Origin of the sequence: Sphingomonas sp. Leaf5 (assembly GCF_001421155.1) — a bacterium.
In the GTDB taxonomy this organism is placed as follows: domain Bacteria; phylum Pseudomonadota; class Alphaproteobacteria; order Sphingomonadales; family Sphingomonadaceae; genus Sphingomonas.
The window spans coordinates 456,913-472,122 of sequence record NZ_LMJZ01000001.1; the positions used below are offsets into that span (position 1 = coordinate 456,913).

A 15,210-nucleotide genomic window follows, 5' to 3' on the forward strand; every position below is an offset into this window, starting at 1 on the left:
GACGATGGAGTTCCGTCGCCGGACGCTAGACAAGGGCGCTGCGATCGGGCCGCACCGGATCGACCATGACGAGGTGTATCAGGTCGTAACCGGCGAAGGCGAGGTGACCAGCGACGGCGTTACCCGTCGGGTTGGCGCGGGGACTACGGTGTATCTGTACAGCGGGGCGTCGGTCGGGATCGCCCAGCGTGGTACCAGGCCATTGGCGCTGGTCGTCGCTTATCCGTTGGCAGCGCCGGTGCGTTAGGTCCCCGGCTGGATATAGGGGAACCGGGCGAAGAGTTCGCGTTCCCAGCCGCGGGGATTGTCGACGACGCGGCTGACGGTATCGAACAGCATCGTCTGGCGGCGGGGCAGGGTGTAGCGCGGCCAGTCTGCGCCCGGGTTGCCGTGCCGTGCCAGCGATACGAAGGCGGCCTGCATCCGCCGGGACAGCGCGCGGGCGGCGGGGCCGGTGCCGCTCATCGATCCGGGCGCGTCGAGCGTGCCGAAGACCAGCGGAATGTCGTCGGTATGCGCCGCGCGACCGCCGGGCCGGACGGGCGAGCTGTAATCGAGCTGATACACCCAGGCGGGGGCACCGGCGGCGGCGCGGGTCTCCGCCTCGATCACCTGCCCCGGCCAGCTGCGCCCGGCGGTGGTCGCGCGGTACAGGACGTCGTCCGGCGTCATCGCCGGGAATTGCGCGCGATACTGCGCCACGACCCATTCCGGCGGGGCGTCGACGCGCAGCTGTGGGGCGATGCGCGCCGCCAGACTGGTCCAGTTCAGGTCGGGCGGCGGCGCGATGAAAGCGCGGGTTTCCTCGCGGGTATTGCCCAGAATCAATGGAATAGCGCGACCTTGCGGGTGCGCGTCGGGCCAGAAGGGATGCCGGTGCAGCGACCGCATGTCGAGCACCGGCCCCATATATACGCTGCCGCCAAGGATCGGGTCTTCGGCATCCAGCGCGTCGATCAGGCGGGCCACGGGAAGGGTTGCGGCTTGTGCGGGTGTAGCTTTCAGGCGGGTCAGGAACGCTTCGGCGCGGCGGGTGGCGTTGAGGGGGCCGGAGGCGGTGACCTGTTGCCCGCTCATGGTCGCGGCGGCGTGGAACAGGCCGCGGGCATCGGGCATCGCCAAGAGGGTCGCGATCTTCGCGCCGCCGCCCGATTGGCCGAACAGCATCACGCGGTTCGGGTCGCCGCCGAAGTTGGCGATGTTGCCACGTATCCATTGGAGTGCGAGCAATTGATCGCGTTGTCCGACATTGCCGCTGTCGGGAAAGCGCGGGTCGAGCCGGGCGAGATAGAGGTAGCCGAGCGCATTCAGCCGGTGGTTGACCGTCACCACCACGACGTCGCCCGATGCCGCCAGATGGTGGCCGTAGACCTGCGGTTCGACGACGGTACCGTTCGAATAGGCACCGCCGTGAAGATAGACCATGACCGGCCGGTTCGCACCGGCGCGGGCGTCGGGCGTCCAGACGTTGAGGAACAGGCAGTCTTCGTTCTGGTCGCCGATGTTGGCACGTTGCGGACAGGAGGGGCCGAATGCCGTTGCCGCCTGTAGGTCGCGCAGGGGAGCGGGGGCGGTAACCGGCTGGAATCGCTGGCGACTGGCATCGGTGCCGTAGCGGATGCCGCGAAAGACGTGGACGCCAGCTTCGGTGCTGCCCCTCCAGCGGCCGGCGGGGGCGGTGACGACCGGGTCGGCGGGCGCGGCATGAGCGGGGCGGACCAGCGCGAGGGCGGCGGCGCCGGCGATTACGTCGCGGCGGGTGGTCGATGGGGTCATGATCCTCTCCCTTTCGTCCGATGCCGGTCCTTGCCGGTGATGGCGTCGGGCCGCGCTCTCGTGGAGAAAGGCCCCAGCCTTCGCCGGAGCGACGGTCTACGGCTACCGACAGGGCGTAATGGTAATCGGTGTCATCAGTCGCTGCAAGTCAGGCCTGCGGCTTGCCGACCGAGGCGCGGCGGATCAGGGTCGAGACGAACATCGTCGGTTCGGCGGGTTCGGTGGGTTCGGTGCCGTCCTCGTCGTCCTCGCCGATCAGTTTCAGGGCGGCGGCGCGGGCCATGGTCGCGATCGGCCAGCGGACGGTGGTCAGCGGCGGCCAGAGGTGCGAGGCGATCGAGGTGTCGTCGAAGCCGACGATCGACAGATCCTCGGGCACGTCCAGTCCGCGCTGGCGGGCGATATGCAGCGCGCCCGCCGCCATTTCGTCGTTGGAGGAAAAGATCGCGGTCGGGCGCGGCGACAGGTCGAGCAACCGTTCGGCGGCGCGCATCCCCGATTCGAACTGGTAATTGCCCTGCGCGATCCAGGTCCGCTGCACGCCGAGACCGGCGGCTTCCATCGCCTCTTCATAGCCCTGCTGCCGTTCGAACGCCGAGCGGAAGCCGTGCGGGCCGGCGATCATGCAGATGCGGCGATGGCCGGCGGCAAGCAGATGTTCGATCGCACCGCGCACTGCCTCGCGATCGTTCGACGACACCATGTGCGCGGGATCGTCGAACGCGGCCGAGCCCATGCGGACATAGCGACAGCCGATCTGCGTACAGAGTTCGGCCAGCGCATCGTTTTCGGAAATGGGCGGCAGCAGCATCACCCCGTACGGGCGTTGCCGTTCGAGGAAGCGGCGGATTTCGTCGCGCATGTCGGGCGCACCGCGATCGACCGGGTGGACCAGCAGTTCGAATTCGGTGTCGCGCAGCACCTCCAGCAACCCTTGCTGCACGCGCAGCACCATTTGCGCATTGGGATTGTCGTGGATCAGCGCGATCAGGAAGTTGCGGCGCAGCGCAAGGGCCCGCGCCTGCGGATTGGGGATGTACCCCAGTTCGGCGATGACCGCCTGTACCTTTTCGCGCGTGTCGTTGTTCAGCAGCGGCGACTGGTTGATGACGCGGCTGACCGTCTTTTTCGAGACACCGGCTAGTCGGGCGACGTCGTTGATCGTCGGTTGGCCGCTTTTCTTCATGGCGCAGCGATAGCGGGGGTCGGGGCATCCGCCAATGTCCCGCCCGGACGATTCTTCGCGCTTGTGACTGACACCGGTTTCCATTACGCTTTCGGCAGTAACAGGAGAGGCAAGTCGCATGGATAATCGCGATCGGATCGCGCACGCTTTCGTCGGCGCGCGGCAGCAGGCACGGGGCCTGCCGACCTATCCGGGCGAGCGGCCGACGACCCTGACCGATGCCTATGCCATTCAGGACCGCGCGATCGCACTCGATGGCCGGCAGATCGTCGGATGGAAAGTCGGACGGATCAACCCGCCGCTCGACGCGACGCTCGGCAGCAACCGGCTGGCCGGACCGATCTTTGCCGATCAGGTGGTCGGCACCGAGGCCGAGGCATTGCCGGTTATCGCCGATGGCTTTGCCGCGGCGGAGGCCGAATTTTGCGTGCGGATCGGGCGAAGCTCGGCGGGGCTGAGCGGGCTGACGCCCGAACAGGCGCTGGAACTGGTCGACGCGGTGCATGTCGGAATCGAAATCGCCAGCTCGCCCTATCCGGGGATCAACGCCGATGGGCCGTTGGTCACGATCAGCGATTATGGCAATAATTTCGGGCTGTTGGTCGGCGAGGAAGTGCCGGGATGGCGCGACCTGTCGTTCCTCGACTGGCCGGTGGAATCGCGGATCGACGGCGCGGTCGTCGGCCGCGCGACGGCGCGGACGATGCTCGACGGGCCGATCGGGGCGGTCGCGTTTCTGATCGATTGTCTGACGGCGCGCGGGCGGACGCTGGAGCCGGGACAGTGGGTGTCGTCTGGCGCGGTGACCGGCGTGCACGAGATCGCGCCGTGGCAGCGGTTCGAGGCGGATTTCGGGGCGATGCGCGTTGCGTGTGGTATCGTCGCGGCCGGGCCGGTGGCTGATTGACGGTGGACCTGCTCTTCGTACCCCCGGCCTTGCGCGAGACTTCTGCGAAAGTCGCTCGATTACTCGAAACCCGTCGTACCCCGGCGAAGGCCGGGGTCCAGTTGGGAAGGCTTTTGCGCACCTTGCCGACGGTCCCCCAACTGGGCGCCGGCCTTCGCCGGGGTACAGGAAGGGACGTTCGCGGAGGTTTCGCATTGGGCCGGGGTTCCGCTTCCCTGCTACGCTCGAAAAAGCGGCAGCCGGCGAGGAAGAAGCGGGACCCCGGGTCAAGCCCGGGGTGACGGTTGGGGGAGGGCGGTGATCCGTCCTTAGCGTTCCGCCTTTGGCGGGATATCGGGCGGCGCGGGCCGGCCCATGGTATGCGGGGCATACCCAAGCGAGACCTCCGAACAAGGGGGCGCGTGAACATCGGTCGGGAGGCCGATCGCAACAGGCAAGTGGAGGCGGATAATGGCTGAGGCTGACGGCATCGAACGCGCGGTGAGCCGCGCGGGGCGGTATCGCTGGGGGATCGTCGCGCTGTTGTTCATGGCGACGGTCATCAACTATGTCGACCGGCAGATGATCGGCGTGCTGAAGCCGACGCTGTCCGAGGATCTCGGCTGGACCGAGACCGACTTCGCCAACGTCATCTTCTTTTTCCAGATGGCCTATGCCATCGGCTATATCGGGTTCGGGCGGATCGTCGACGTGATCGGCGCGCGCATGGGCTATGCCGTCGCCTTCGTCGTCTGGCAGATCGCGCATATCGCCCATGGCGGGGCGTATAGCGTGACGCAGTTCGCGATGGCGCGGTTCGGGCTGGGCATCGGCGAGGCGGGGAATTTCCCGGCGGGGATCAAGGCGGTGACCGAATGGTTTCCGGCCAAGGAGCGCGCCTTTGCGATCGGGGTGTTCAACGCCGGCGCGAATGTCGGCGCGATCATCACCCCGCTGGCGGTGCCGGCGCTGACCGTCGCCTATGGCTGGCGCATGGCGTTCGTCGTGACGGGCGTCGTCAGCCTCGTCTGGCTGGTCGCGTGGCTGGCCTTCTATCGATCGCCGCGCGAGCATCGGACGGTGTCGTCGGGCGAGCTGGCGTGGATCGAACAGGACCCGGCCGATCCGGTGCAGCCGCTGCCGTGGCGGCGGCTGATCGCGAAGCGCGAGACCTGGGCCTATGCGCTCGGCAAATTCTGTATCGATCCGATCTGGTGGTTCTTCCTGTTCTGGCTGCCGGGCTATCTGGGCGATCGCTACGACCTCGACCTGCTGAGTTTCGGGCCGCCGCTGGTCGCGATCTATCTGTTGTCCGACCTGGGCAGCGTGGCCGGCGGGTGGCTGTCGTCGCGGCTGATCGCGCGCGGGCGGACCGTCAACTATGCGCGCAAGGTGACGATGCTGGTGTGCGCGTTCGCGGTGCTGCCGGTGCTGTTCGCACAGTCGATCGACAATCTGTGGGTGGCGGTGCTGGTCATCGGCATTGCGACGGCGGCGCATCAGGCGTTTTCGGCCAACCTCTACACGCTGCCGTCGGACCTGTTTCCGCGGGCGGCGGTCGGATCGGTGGTCGGGATCGGCGGGACGGTCGGCGCGGTCGGCGGCATGTTGATGGCGAAATATGCCGGCTATGTGCTCGACGGGATCGGGAGTTATGCGCCGTTGTTCTTCGTCGCCGGGTCGGCGTATTTCGTGGCGCTGGCGTTGGTGCATGTGTTGTCGCCACGGTTGGCGCGGGTGGAGGGGGCGTAACGATCCGCTGCGGATCAGCCCCATCCGTTCGTCCCGAGTAGCCGCTACTCAGCACGAACGGTCAGGGATGGTTTCTCCCCAACCATCCCGTTCGGTTCGAGCAGCCTCGAGCCTGTCGAGAAGCGACCGTCGAGAACTCGGCGTTTGGGGCAACCCGTTCTCGACGGACGTTTCTCGACTTCGCTCGAAACTGCTCGAACCGAACGGACGGGCAGGGGGTGAGCGGGCCTATTCCCCTGCCAATCCCATCACTACGTCCCATTCCGCATCCGTTACCGGCGACACCGACAGGCGCGACTGGCGCAGCATCGCCATGTCTTTCAGGTCCTCGGTGGCTTTCATCTTTGCCAGCGTCACCGGGCGGGGCAGGGGCTGGTCGGGTTCGACCCGCACCGACACCCAGCCTTCGTCGCCATCGGGTTGCGCCGCACGCGCGATGCGGGCGATGCCGACCGCCGCCTTGTCCTTGCCCGAATGGTAGAAGAGCGCGCGGTCGTCGACCGCCATTGCGCGCAGGTGCCTGGCGGCGGCATGGTTGCGCACGCCGTCCCATTCGGTGCCGCCGTCCTTGACCAGATCGTCCCAGCCATAGCTGTCGGGTTCGGATTTCAGCAGCCAGTACGCCATGTCGAACCCCCATGATAAACCGCGGGTGAATATAGCATTCCGCGTGCGTTCAGTCGCTGCCTGCCATGACCCGATCCTCGGCGCAGGTGCGTCGACGTGGACAGGGGCGGCACGGCCCCCACGCACTTGAGGAGATTGGCATGAAGACCTTGCTGACCAAGGCGGGCCTGGGGCTGTCGCTGGCGGCGACCGCGCTGACCGCCGCTGCTGCTCCGGCCGAGGCGCAGTGGCGTCGCGGATACGACCGGGGATGGGATCGCGGCTATGATCGCGGCCATGATCGCGGTTGGAACCGGGGCTGGAACCGCAATCGCGGCAATGGCGGTACGGCCGTCGTTGCGGGAATCGCCGGCCTGGCGATCGGCGCGGCGCTGGCATCGGGCGCGAACGACCGGCGCTATCGCGACCGTTATTATCGCGATCGCGGCTATGCCTATAATTACGACGATCGGTTCTATCAGCAGCGCGGATTCTATCCGAACGACGGTTATTATGCCCAACGCTACAACGACTATCAGCGGTGCTGGGTCGAACGGCGCTACGACCCCTATTACGACCAGATGGTTCGCGTCCGGGTCTGTAACTGATGGCGGGGGCGGGGGGCAGGTCCTTCCGCCCTTTGCACTTGGCGCGCGGGGCGTTTTGCGGCATGGGCCGCGCCCATGACTGATACGCCCCCCGATCGCCTCTCGATCAATCCGCGCAGCCCGCACTTCAACCAGCCCGTGCTGGAGCGCGGCATCGGCATCCGCTTCAAGGGTGCCGAGCGCACCGATGTCGAGGAATATTCGATCTCCGAAGGGTGGATCCGCGTCGGGCTGGGCAAGAAGGTCGACCGCAAGGGCCAGCCGCTGACCATCAAGCTGACCGGGCCGGTCGAAGCGTATTTCCAGACGCCGGCCGAAGGGGAAGAGGCTGTCGCGGACGAAGCCAAGGGCGACGAGGCGGAGTAAGCTATCCTGCTCCCCTCCCTGACAAGGGAGGGGCTGGGGGTGGGTAGGCTTGGGGTGGGCGTAACGCTCCCTCGCGGACCGACCCACCCCCGACCCCTCCCTTGTCAGGGAGGGGAGATTAAACGTCCCGTTCCATCCGCTTGCCGACATGCTGTTCGCCGCGTCGCGCTGCCAGTGTCACCTGCCGGTGGCGTTCCGCCTTGGCCGCGAGCGTCGCTGCGTCGCGGGTGCCGGCGCAGGCGGGGCATTGCACACCTTCCTCGAACAGCGGTGAGGTTCGGTCCTCCGGGCTGACCGGCATGCGGCAGCCGCGGCACAGGTCGTGGGTGCCCTGTGTCAGGCCGTGGCCGACGGCGACGCGTTCGTCGAACACGAAGCATTCGCCCTGCCACGCGCTGGCGTCGGCAGGGACCTCTTCCAGATATTTCAGGATGCCGCCGTCGAGGTGGTAGACTGCGCCCACGCCTTCGCTTTTCAGGAAGGCGGTCGATTTTTCGCAGCGGATGCCGCCGGTGCAGAACATCGCGACCTGCGTCTTGCCCGCCAGCAACGTGTCGCGATTGGCGCGGAACCAGTCGGGGAAGTCGCGGAAGCTGTCGGTCTGCGGATCGACCGCGCCGGCGAAGGTGCCGACCTTCACCTCATAGGCGTTGCGGGTGTCGATCACGACGGTCGATGGATCGGCGATCAGCGCGTTCCACTCGGCGGGTGCGACATAGGTGCCGACGATTCTGGTCGGATCGGTGCCGGGCACGCCCATCGTCACGATCTCGCGCTTTACGCGGACCTTCAGGCGGTGGAACGGCATGGTGTCGGCGGTGCTGAATTTCGGCATCAGGTCGGCGCAACCGGGCAAGGCGCGGATCGCGGCCAGTGCGGTGGCGATGCCGTCCGCGCTGCCGGCGATGGTGCCGTTGATCCCTTCGGGCGCGATCAGCAGCGTGCCGCGGATGCCCTGCGCCGCCAATAGCTGTTCCATCGCATCGCGAACGCTTGGCGGATCGGCAACGTCCGTGAAGCGGTAGAGCGCCGCTACGGTGATCTCAGCCATCAGGGTCTGATCCATTCCATCGGAAACGTCGCCCCAGCGAAGGCAGGGGTCTCGCGCGGCGAGCGGCGCGCTGCATTACCGGGAGATCCCAGCCTTCGCTGGGATGACGGCCAAGGGCGACGATCACGAACCAAATTTCAGTGGACGAAGCGCGCCACCACGTCGCGGTACGACCGGCTGACCTTCACCTGCGCGCCCGATTCGAGGATCAGGAAACATTCGCCATTGGTGTGCGGCTTGACCTGCTTGACGAGGTCGAGGTTGACGATGGTCGAACGGTGGACGCGCTGGAACCGGCGCGGGTCGAGCCGCTTTTCGAGGTCCTTCATCGTCTCGCGCAGCACCAGCGAATTGTCGCCGGTGTTGATGACCATGTAATCGCCCGCCGCCTCGATCATCTCGATCGTGTCGACATCGACGCGGAAGATCTGGCCGCGATCCTTGATGTTGATGAGCTTTTCGAAGCGATTGGCCCCGTGCGCATCGTCGCCGCCGCCATCGGCCGCTTCCATTTCCGCCGCGGTGTCGGGGGCGACTTCGGCGAGCACTTCCTTCAGCTTTTCGACCTCAGCCTGCCCGCGCTTTTCCGACAGGCGCTGGCGCACGCGGTCGAGCGTGTCGGCGAGGCGCGATTCCTCGACCGGCTTCATCAGATAATCGACCGCCTGCGCCTCGAACGCGCGGATCGCATGATCGCTATAGGCGGTGACGAAGACCACCAGCGGCGGTTCGACCTCCATCAACCCCTGCACCACCGAAAAGCCGTCGAAACCGGGCATCTGGATGTCGAGGAAGACGAGGTCGGGCTTGTGGGTCTTGATCGAACGGATCGCCTCGCGACCGTTCTGGCATTTGTCGATGATTTCGACATCGTCATGCGCCTGCAACCGCAGTTCGAGGCCCTGAATCGCCAACGATTCGTCGTCGACAAGGATGGTACGGATGGTCATGCAGCCTCTTTGGTAACGTCTTGCGTCTGGAACGGCAGTTCGATCTCGACCACGAATCCGCCCCCGCCTCCCGAACGGGTGTCGAACCGATGGTCGGGGCCATAGGCCTGCGCCAGCCGGTCCCGGATATTTTGTATGCCGACACCGGTGGACAGCGTCGGCCGCTTCGGTCCGTCGATCAAGCCGGGGCCGGTATCGGAAACGGCGATCTGCACCCGATCCCCGGCCAGTCGAGCGGTGATCGCGATATCGGCCCCATCCTCCTGCGGCGTCACCGCATATTTGATCGCGTTTTCGACCAGAGGCTGGAGCAGCAGCGAGGGCAGCCGCGCGTGCATGACACGGGCGTCGATATCGAATTCGGTGCGCAGGCGATGTTCGAACCGCATCTTTTCGATATCGAGATACAGTTTCAGCGTTTCAACCTCCTGTTCCAGCGTCACGTGCGCGGTCGGCTCGTTCGCCAGCGTGTAGCGCAGGAACGAGGCGAGCCGGCTGAGCATCACGTTCGCCTTCTCGGTCTGTTTGAGCAGCACCAGCGTCGAGATCGAATTGAGCGTGTTGAACAGGAAATGCGGGTTCAGCTGATAGCGCAGCATAGCCAGCTGTGCCGACGATGCCTGCATCTCCAGCATCCGCATTTCGTCGACCTGTTGTTCGACGACCAGATAGAAATTGATGCCGAAATAGGCGGCCGACCAGCCGGCCAGCACCGTGAAATTGATGAACAGCGTCCCCAGCACCAGCGAGAAGCTGACATCGGGCGACACGTTGCGGATGAAGGTGAAGACGAACGCGTCGATCAGCGAATAGGCGAAGGTCGCCGCCGACAGAGTACACAGCGTCAGGAAGATCGCCGGCACGCGCGGCAACGAGCGGTAATAGCCGTACAGCACGCTCATCAGCAGCGTCAGGCAATAGCCGACGATGACCTCGACGATATTCGCCAGCACGCTTTTGAGCGACGCGGCGTTCGACAGCGTCGAGACCGAGCGCAGGATCAGATAGCCGGTCCAGCCGGCGGCCTGCAGCAGCCAGAAGGCGCGGTTCTTCTGTTCGAAGAAGGGGCGCGAGAAAATGGCGGGCTTAAGCGTCATGCGCTCCGTCGCAACTATGGCCCCTTGTCGCCGTCATATCGCGGCGGGGCCGGGATGGAAACCGGGCTGTAGCGCAAAGCCGCCCCAAACGAAAACCGCCGCCCCGTTGCCGGGACGGCGGTTCGCGTCGGTTGGTCCGGTTGGCTTTAGAAGCCGAACTTGATCGAACCGATGACGGTGCGCGGATAGCCGACCGACAGGTTCGGGTTGCCCGACGACGCGTCGACCTGCGTGCTGATGTTGCCGAAATACCGCTCGTTGAAGAGGTTGCGGACGTTAAGCGACAGGTTGGTCTTGGCGAGGCCGTACTGTTCGAGGCTGAAGCGCGCGTCGAGATCGACGAGCGTATAGGCACCGACCACCACGTCGTTCAGGTCCGTCAGGAAGCGTTCGTCGACCCACTTGCCCTGTACGCCGACATTGACCGGACCGTAGTTGAATTCGGCGCGACCGCCGAACTGCCATTCCGGCATCTCCGGTACGGCCTTGCCCTTGGTCTGCGCAACGGCGGTACCGGTGGTCTGCACGTTCGAGAGCAACTCGGTGTGGGTGTACGATGCGATCGCCGTCAGGCCCAGCCAGTTGGTCGGACGCACGGTGACGGTGCCGTCGAAGCCATAGCTGTCCACGGCGCCGATGTTGCGGTCGAACGAGATGCCCTGATCGAAGTCGAAGGACGACACGATGCGGTTCTTGTATTTGATGTACCAGCCGGTCAGCTGCGACTGCACCATGCGGCTATTGTAACGCAGACCCAGATCGAACGAGTCGGTCTTTTCCGGCTGCACGTCGATGAATGGCGCACGATACAGGTTGTCCGTACGCGGCGCCGAGAAGCCCTTCGCATAGCTACCGAACATGCTGACGTTGGTATCGGCGAAGTTATAGGTGAAACCGGCGTTGGGCAGGATCGCATCGTATTTATAGGTCGTCGCGAACGGCGCATAATATGGCGTGGCACCGGTGGTCGGTACGACGGCGTTCGGCGCGATGATGCGCAGCGAGGTTAGCGGCTCGCTGGTGCAATAGGCGAAGCCCGAACCGCGTGCTTCGATCGGGCAGTTGGTCTGGAGGTCGCGCTTGAAGAATGGCGCACGCAAACCGACCTGCAGCGTGAAGGCGCGATCGAAGAAGCGACCGATATATTCGCCCGACACCTGATTCAGGAGCGCGGTCGATTCACGGTCACGCTGGCTAATAGTGAAGCCATCGGCGGTCAGTACCGGACGACCGTTACGACCCGAGAAGATGTCTTCGGGCATGCCGTTCGAGAAAAGGTTACCCCATTCTCCGGTCTGGCGGTGGTTGGCATTGTCGTAGGTATAGGCGACGCGGACGCGCTGGTCTTCGGTGATGTCGTAGCGCAGCGATGCGATGCCGGTGTAACGATTGGTGTTGGTGATGTTCGGCGAGAAGAAGCGGACGGTGTCGAGGACATCGCCGTCGCCGTTGAAATCGACGCCCGCCGACGTGGTCAGGCCGCCCTTTGCACGCGCCGAATTCTCGGCCAGCGTCGAGGTGCCACCGCCATGGGCCAGCGTATACTGGTACGAACCATCGAGCGTCAGCGTCAGCTTGTCGGACAATGTGAAGCGCGAGTTGGCGCGGATGTTGCCGGTGTTCGACGGGTTGACGCGAATGCCGTAATAATTCGAGCAGTTCGCGGCGTCGCCCTGCGCCTCGTTCTGGGCGGTACCGCGAACGGGGGTCGGACGGTTGCAGAACTCGTTGTTCTCGAAATTGTTGACGGTTTCGAACTGCTGTTCGTTCAGATCGATGCGGATCGGATTGGCGGGCGACGCGCTGGCGTTCGCCGGGATCACGCCGGTGCCGAACAGGGTGCGCATGTCACCCACCGATACCGCACGATAGAAGTTGTTGCGGTTCTCGTTGTAATGGCCCGACACCCGGATGAAGTCGCCATTGTCGCCGAGCGGCTGATAGATGCCGGCGTTGAACTGCTGCTTGCGGATTTCGCCGGGGCCACGGAACTTGTCGTTCGACGCCGTCGACGCGGACAGGAAGGCGCGGGTGCCGAACGAGGTCAGGTTGCCGGTTTCGATCAGGCCGAACACGCGGTGGAAATCGAAATCGCCGTACGAGGCGACCATCGTCGCCGACAGCGTTTCCGACGGGATCAGCGTGCGATAGTTGATCGTGCCGCCAGCCGCCGATGCGGTCGGGCTGTCGATGTCGGTCGCGCCGAGGTTCACGTTGATCTCGTCGACCAGTTCGGGATCGAGCTGCTGGTTCGAATAGATCGCGTAGTTGCCCGAATCGTTCAGCGGGAAACCGTCGAAGGTCAGCGAGACGCGGTTGCCGTCGAAGCCACGGATACGGATGTTACCGCCCGAAGAACCGAACGGATCGCTCTGCGTGAAGTTGACGCCGGGAACGATGTTCAGTGCGTCGAGCACCGTGTTGCCGGGGGTCTGCTTGGCAAGGAATTCCTGATCCAGCACGACGCGCGCCTTGGGGCTGTCGGGGATCTTGATGCCGTCGACGCCATTGTCGGCGCGCGTGCCGGTCACGACGATGTCGTCGGATTCGAAGTCGGTCGAACCGGTCGACTGCGCGAAGGCCGAGGCCGGGAGCAGGAGCGCGGCAAAGGCCACGCCGGCATAAAGCTTGGTGTTCATAGGTCCCTCTGGAATCGCAAATGGGTGGCGCGGCTCGTACGCTGGTTCAGGCGGTGTCTTTCACCGTCCCGGTGCCAATGAACGTCCCATATTTCTATTTTGCGACAACCGGAAGCGGGGGTGTCAGTCTGTTTTGATGCGTTGCAAAAACGTCACGTCGTCACACCGGATACGATCGCCGCCCATGCCGCTTCGTCGATCACCCGGACGCCCAGTTCCTCGGCCTTGGCGCGTTTCGATCCGGCATCGGCGCCGACGACGACCAGATCGGTCCTCTTCGACACCGACCCGGCGACGCGGGCACCCAGCGCGTCGGCCTGCGCCTTGGCCTCGTCGCGGCTCAGCGTTTCGAGCTTGCCGGTGAAGACGACGGTCTTGCCGGTCAGTTCGCTCTGCGTCGTCGTATGGGCGATGTCGTCGGGGCGGACTTCGCGCAGCAGGTCGGCGACGACGTCGCGATTATGTTTCTCGGCGAAGAAGGCGAGCAACGCGTCGGCGACTTCGGGGCCGATCCCCGCCGTCTCGACCGCGGCGACCAGCGCGCGGCCGCGGCGCAGCGTGAATTTCCGGTCGTTCTCGCCGATCGCCGGCTGGGTGATGCGGCGGACATGAAGCGCGCGGCGGATCATCGCGGCGAACCCGTTCGCCGAGGTCCAGCGGCGGGCGAGGTCGCGCGCGGTCACCTCGCCGACATGGCGGATGCCGAGCGCGAACAGGAACCGGTCGAGCCCGATCGTGCGACGCGCGTCGATCGCGGCGAGCAGCTTGGTCACGACAAGGTCGGACATACGCTCGCGCTGGACCAATGCTTCGCGGTGGGTGTGGAGGCGAAAGATGTCGGCGGGCGAGGCGATCAGCCCGTCGCGGAAAAACTCCTCGACCCGCACCAGCCCCAGCCCGGCGATGTCGAAGGCGTGACGCGAGACGAAATGGATCAGCCGTTCGACCCGCTGCGCCGGGCAGACGAGGCCGCCGGTGCAGCGCACCACGACTTCGCCCTCGCCGCGTTCGGCGAGCGAGCCGCATTCGGGGCATATGGTCGGGAACGCCCATGGATCGCGGACATCGTCGCGCATCAGGTTGTCGACGATCTGCGGGATGACGTCGCCGGCACGCTGCACGACGACGCGGTCGCCGGGACGCACGCCCAGTCGCTCGATCTCGTCGGCATTGTGCAGCGTGGCGTTGGTGACGACGACGCCGCCGACCGTCACCGGCTCCAGCCGTGCGACGGGGGTCAGCGCCCCGGTGCGGCCGACCTGGATATCGATCGCTTTCAACGTGGTCTGCGCGCGTTCGGCGGGGAATTTGTGCGCGATCGCCCAGCGCGGCGCGCGGCCGACGAAGCCCAGCCGCTCCTGCCAGTCGAGGCGGTCGAGCTTGTAGACGACGCCGTCGATATCGAACGGCAGGTCGGCACGTGCCGCCTCGATCGCGCGATACACGGTCAGCGCCTCGGTCGCTCCGTCGCAACGCTGGAACGCGTCGGCGATCGGGAACCCCCAGTCCTTGAGTGCCGCGACGACGCCGGCCTGGGTATCGGCGGGGAGGGCGGTAAACTCGCCCCAGCCATGCGCCAGGAATTTGAGCGGGCGCGCGGCGGTGACGCTGGCGTCCTTCTGGCGGAGCGATCCGGCGGCGGCGTTGCGCGGGTTGGCGAACTGGCGCGCCTTGGCCGGATCGATCGCATCGGCCAGCAGGCGGGCGTTGAGCGCCGCGAAATCGTCCTTCGCCATATAGACCTCGCCGCGGACCTCGAACACGTCGGGCGCGGTGGCGGGCAGCGTCTGGGGAATGTCGCCGATGGTCGCGACATTGGCGGTCACGTCCTCCCCGACAGCGCCGTCGCCGCGGGTCAGCGCGCGGACCAGCCGGCGACCTTCGTAGCGCAGGGATGCGGACAGGCCGTCGATCTTCGGCTCGGCGGTCAGCGATACGGCCTCGTCGTCGGACAGGCGCAGGAAGCGGCGGATGCTGGCGACGAATTCGGCGACGTCCGCATCGGCGAAGGCGTTGTTGAGGCTAAGCATCGGCCGGGCATGGGCGACCTTTGCCAGATGGCCCGACGGCGCGGTGCCGACGCGGAGCGAGGGGGAGTCGGTGCGGACCAGCGTCGGAAACGCCGCCTCGACCGCGCGATTGCGCCGGACCAGCGCGTCATACTCGGCATCGGTCAGCACCGGCGCGTCCGCCCCGTGATAGGCGGCATCGGCCTCGGCGATCCGTTCGGCCAGTTCGGCCAGTTCGGCGGCGGCTTCGGCTGGTGTGGCGGGCAGGGGGGGCGTGGTCATGT

The 15,210-nt window shown here is 65.8% G+C and carries 13 protein-coding genes; 5 read left to right on the forward strand and 8 right to left on the reverse strand.

What is annotated here, in order from left to right; all coding sequences use genetic code 11:
• Window positions 1-4: 4 nt before the first annotated feature.
• Window positions 5-247, forward strand: coding sequence for a cupin domain-containing protein (locus ASE50_RS19340; RefSeq protein WP_321163359.1), 243 nt, complete (start codon window positions 5-7; stop codon window positions 245-247).
• Here the strand turns inward: ASE50_RS19340 and ASE50_RS02090 are convergent.
• Both ASE50_RS02090 and ASE50_RS02095 read right to left on the reverse strand, forming a co-directional pair.
• Complete coding sequence (locus tag ASE50_RS02090) at window positions 244-1,776, reverse strand: carboxylesterase/lipase family protein (RefSeq protein WP_056394889.1); 1,533 nt, start codon at window positions 1,774-1,776, stop codon at window positions 244-246. The two genes, ASE50_RS19340 and ASE50_RS02090, sit on opposite strands and share 4 nt — an antisense overlap.
• A 148-nt stretch (window positions 1,777-1,924) precedes the next feature.
• Window positions 1,925-2,962, reverse strand: coding sequence for a LacI family DNA-binding transcriptional regulator (locus tag ASE50_RS02095; protein WP_056395648.1), 1,038 nt, complete (start codon window positions 2,960-2,962; stop codon window positions 1,925-1,927).
• Between the two features lie 118 nt (window positions 2,963-3,080).
• On the opposite strand from ASE50_RS02095, the gene ASE50_RS02100 reads away from it, so the two are divergent.
• Window positions 3,081-3,869, forward strand: a complete 789-nt coding sequence (locus tag ASE50_RS02100) for a 2-keto-4-pentenoate hydratase (protein ID WP_056394891.1) — start codon at window positions 3,081-3,083, stop codon at window positions 3,867-3,869.
• 450 nt (window positions 3,870-4,319) lie between these two features.
• Window positions 4,320-5,600: an MFS transporter gene (locus tag ASE50_RS02105; protein ID WP_056394893.1), complete on the forward strand. Its 1,281-nt coding sequence runs from the start codon at window positions 4,320-4,322 to the stop codon at window positions 5,598-5,600.
• Between the two features lie 228 nt (window positions 5,601-5,828).
• On the opposite strand, the gene ASE50_RS02110 is transcribed toward ASE50_RS02105, so the two are convergent.
• Entirely contained in the window at window positions 5,829-6,227 is a 399-nt protein-coding gene (locus tag ASE50_RS02110; RefSeq protein WP_056394895.1) for an EVE domain-containing protein, read from the reverse strand.
• A gap of 140 nt (window positions 6,228-6,367) precedes the next feature.
• Between ASE50_RS02110 and ASE50_RS02115 the strand changes: the two genes are divergently transcribed.
• A complete protein-coding gene (locus ASE50_RS02115; protein WP_056394898.1) occupies window positions 6,368-6,814 on the forward strand; it encodes a hypothetical protein in 447 nt (148 codons plus the stop codon).
• Window positions 6,815-6,889: 75 nt separating this feature from the next.
• Window positions 6,890-7,180, forward strand: coding sequence for a DUF3297 family protein (locus tag ASE50_RS02120; RefSeq protein ID WP_056394900.1), 291 nt, complete (start codon window positions 6,890-6,892; stop codon window positions 7,178-7,180).
• 118 nt (window positions 7,181-7,298) lie between these two features.
• Here the strand turns inward: ASE50_RS02120 and ASE50_RS02125 are convergent, their stop codons facing one another.
• The 5 genes from ASE50_RS02125 to ligA all read right to left on the reverse strand — a co-directional run bounded on the left by ASE50_RS02125 (window position 7,299) and on the right by ligA (window position 15,208).
• Window positions 7,299-8,231, reverse strand: a complete 933-nt coding sequence (locus tag ASE50_RS02125; protein ID WP_056395651.1) for a rhodanese-related sulfurtransferase — start codon at window positions 8,229-8,231, stop codon at window positions 7,299-7,301.
• 137 nt (window positions 8,232-8,368) lie between these two features.
• A complete protein-coding gene (locus ASE50_RS02130) occupies window positions 8,369-9,181 on the reverse strand; it encodes a LytR/AlgR family response regulator transcription factor (protein WP_056004324.1) in 813 nt (270 codons plus the stop codon).
• The gene (locus ASE50_RS02135) at window positions 9,178-10,278 is read right to left on the reverse strand and encodes a sensor histidine kinase (protein ID WP_056394902.1); all 1,101 of its coding nucleotides are present in this window, start codon (window positions 10,276-10,278) and stop codon (window positions 9,178-9,180) included. Before ASE50_RS02135 ends, ASE50_RS02130 begins: the two co-directional genes overlap by 4 nt.
• A gap of 146 nt (window positions 10,279-10,424) precedes the next feature.
• Window positions 10,425-12,917, reverse strand: coding sequence for a TonB-dependent receptor (locus ASE50_RS02140; RefSeq protein WP_056394904.1), 2,493 nt, complete (start codon window positions 12,915-12,917; stop codon window positions 10,425-10,427).
• 152 nt (window positions 12,918-13,069) lie between these two features.
• Complete coding sequence (gene ligA, locus ASE50_RS02145) at window positions 13,070-15,208, reverse strand: NAD-dependent DNA ligase LigA (protein WP_056394906.1); 2,139 nt, start codon at window positions 15,206-15,208, stop codon at window positions 13,070-13,072.
• Window positions 15,209-15,210 lie beyond the last annotated feature (2 nt).

What these genes read in the sequence shown, in the direction of transcription:
- ASE50_RS19340 (WP_321163359.1), top strand. Translation starts at nt 5, where the DNA reads ATGGAGTTCCGTCGCCGGACGCTAGACAAGGGCGCTGCGATCGGGCCG.
- ASE50_RS02090 (WP_056394889.1), bottom strand. Translation starts at nt 1,776, where the DNA reads ATGACCCCATCGACCACCCGCCGCGACGTAATCGCCGGCGCCGCCGCC.
- ASE50_RS02095 (WP_056395648.1), bottom strand. Translation starts at nt 2,962, where the DNA reads ATGAAGAAAAGCGGCCAACCGACGATCAACGACGTCGCCCGACTAGCC.
- ASE50_RS02100 (WP_056394891.1), top strand. Translation starts at nt 3,081, where the DNA reads ATGGATAATCGCGATCGGATCGCGCACGCTTTCGTCGGCGCGCGGCAG.
- ASE50_RS02105 (WP_056394893.1), top strand. Translation starts at nt 4,320, where the DNA reads ATGGCTGAGGCTGACGGCATCGAACGCGCGGTGAGCCGCGCGGGGCGG.
- ASE50_RS02110 (WP_056394895.1), bottom strand. Translation starts at nt 6,227, where the DNA reads ATGGCGTACTGGCTGCTGAAATCCGAACCCGACAGCTATGGCTGGGAC.
- ASE50_RS02115 (WP_056394898.1), top strand. Translation starts at nt 6,368, where the DNA reads ATGAAGACCTTGCTGACCAAGGCGGGCCTGGGGCTGTCGCTGGCGGCG.
- ASE50_RS02120 (WP_056394900.1), top strand. Translation starts at nt 6,890, where the DNA reads ATGACTGATACGCCCCCCGATCGCCTCTCGATCAATCCGCGCAGCCCG.
- ASE50_RS02125 (WP_056395651.1), bottom strand. Translation starts at nt 8,231, where the DNA reads ATGGCTGAGATCACCGTAGCGGCGCTCTACCGCTTCACGGACGTTGCC.
- ASE50_RS02130 (WP_056004324.1), bottom strand. Translation starts at nt 9,181, where the DNA reads ATGACCATCCGTACCATCCTTGTCGACGACGAATCGTTGGCGATTCAG.
- ASE50_RS02135 (WP_056394902.1), bottom strand. Translation starts at nt 10,278, where the DNA reads ATGACGCTTAAGCCCGCCATTTTCTCGCGCCCCTTCTTCGAACAGAAG.
- ASE50_RS02140 (WP_056394904.1), bottom strand. Translation starts at nt 12,917, where the DNA reads ATGAACACCAAGCTTTATGCCGGCGTGGCCTTTGCCGCGCTCCTGCTC.
- ligA (WP_056394906.1), bottom strand. Translation starts at nt 15,208, where the DNA reads ATGACCACGCCCCCCCTGCCCGCCACACCAGCCGAAGCCGCCGCCGAA.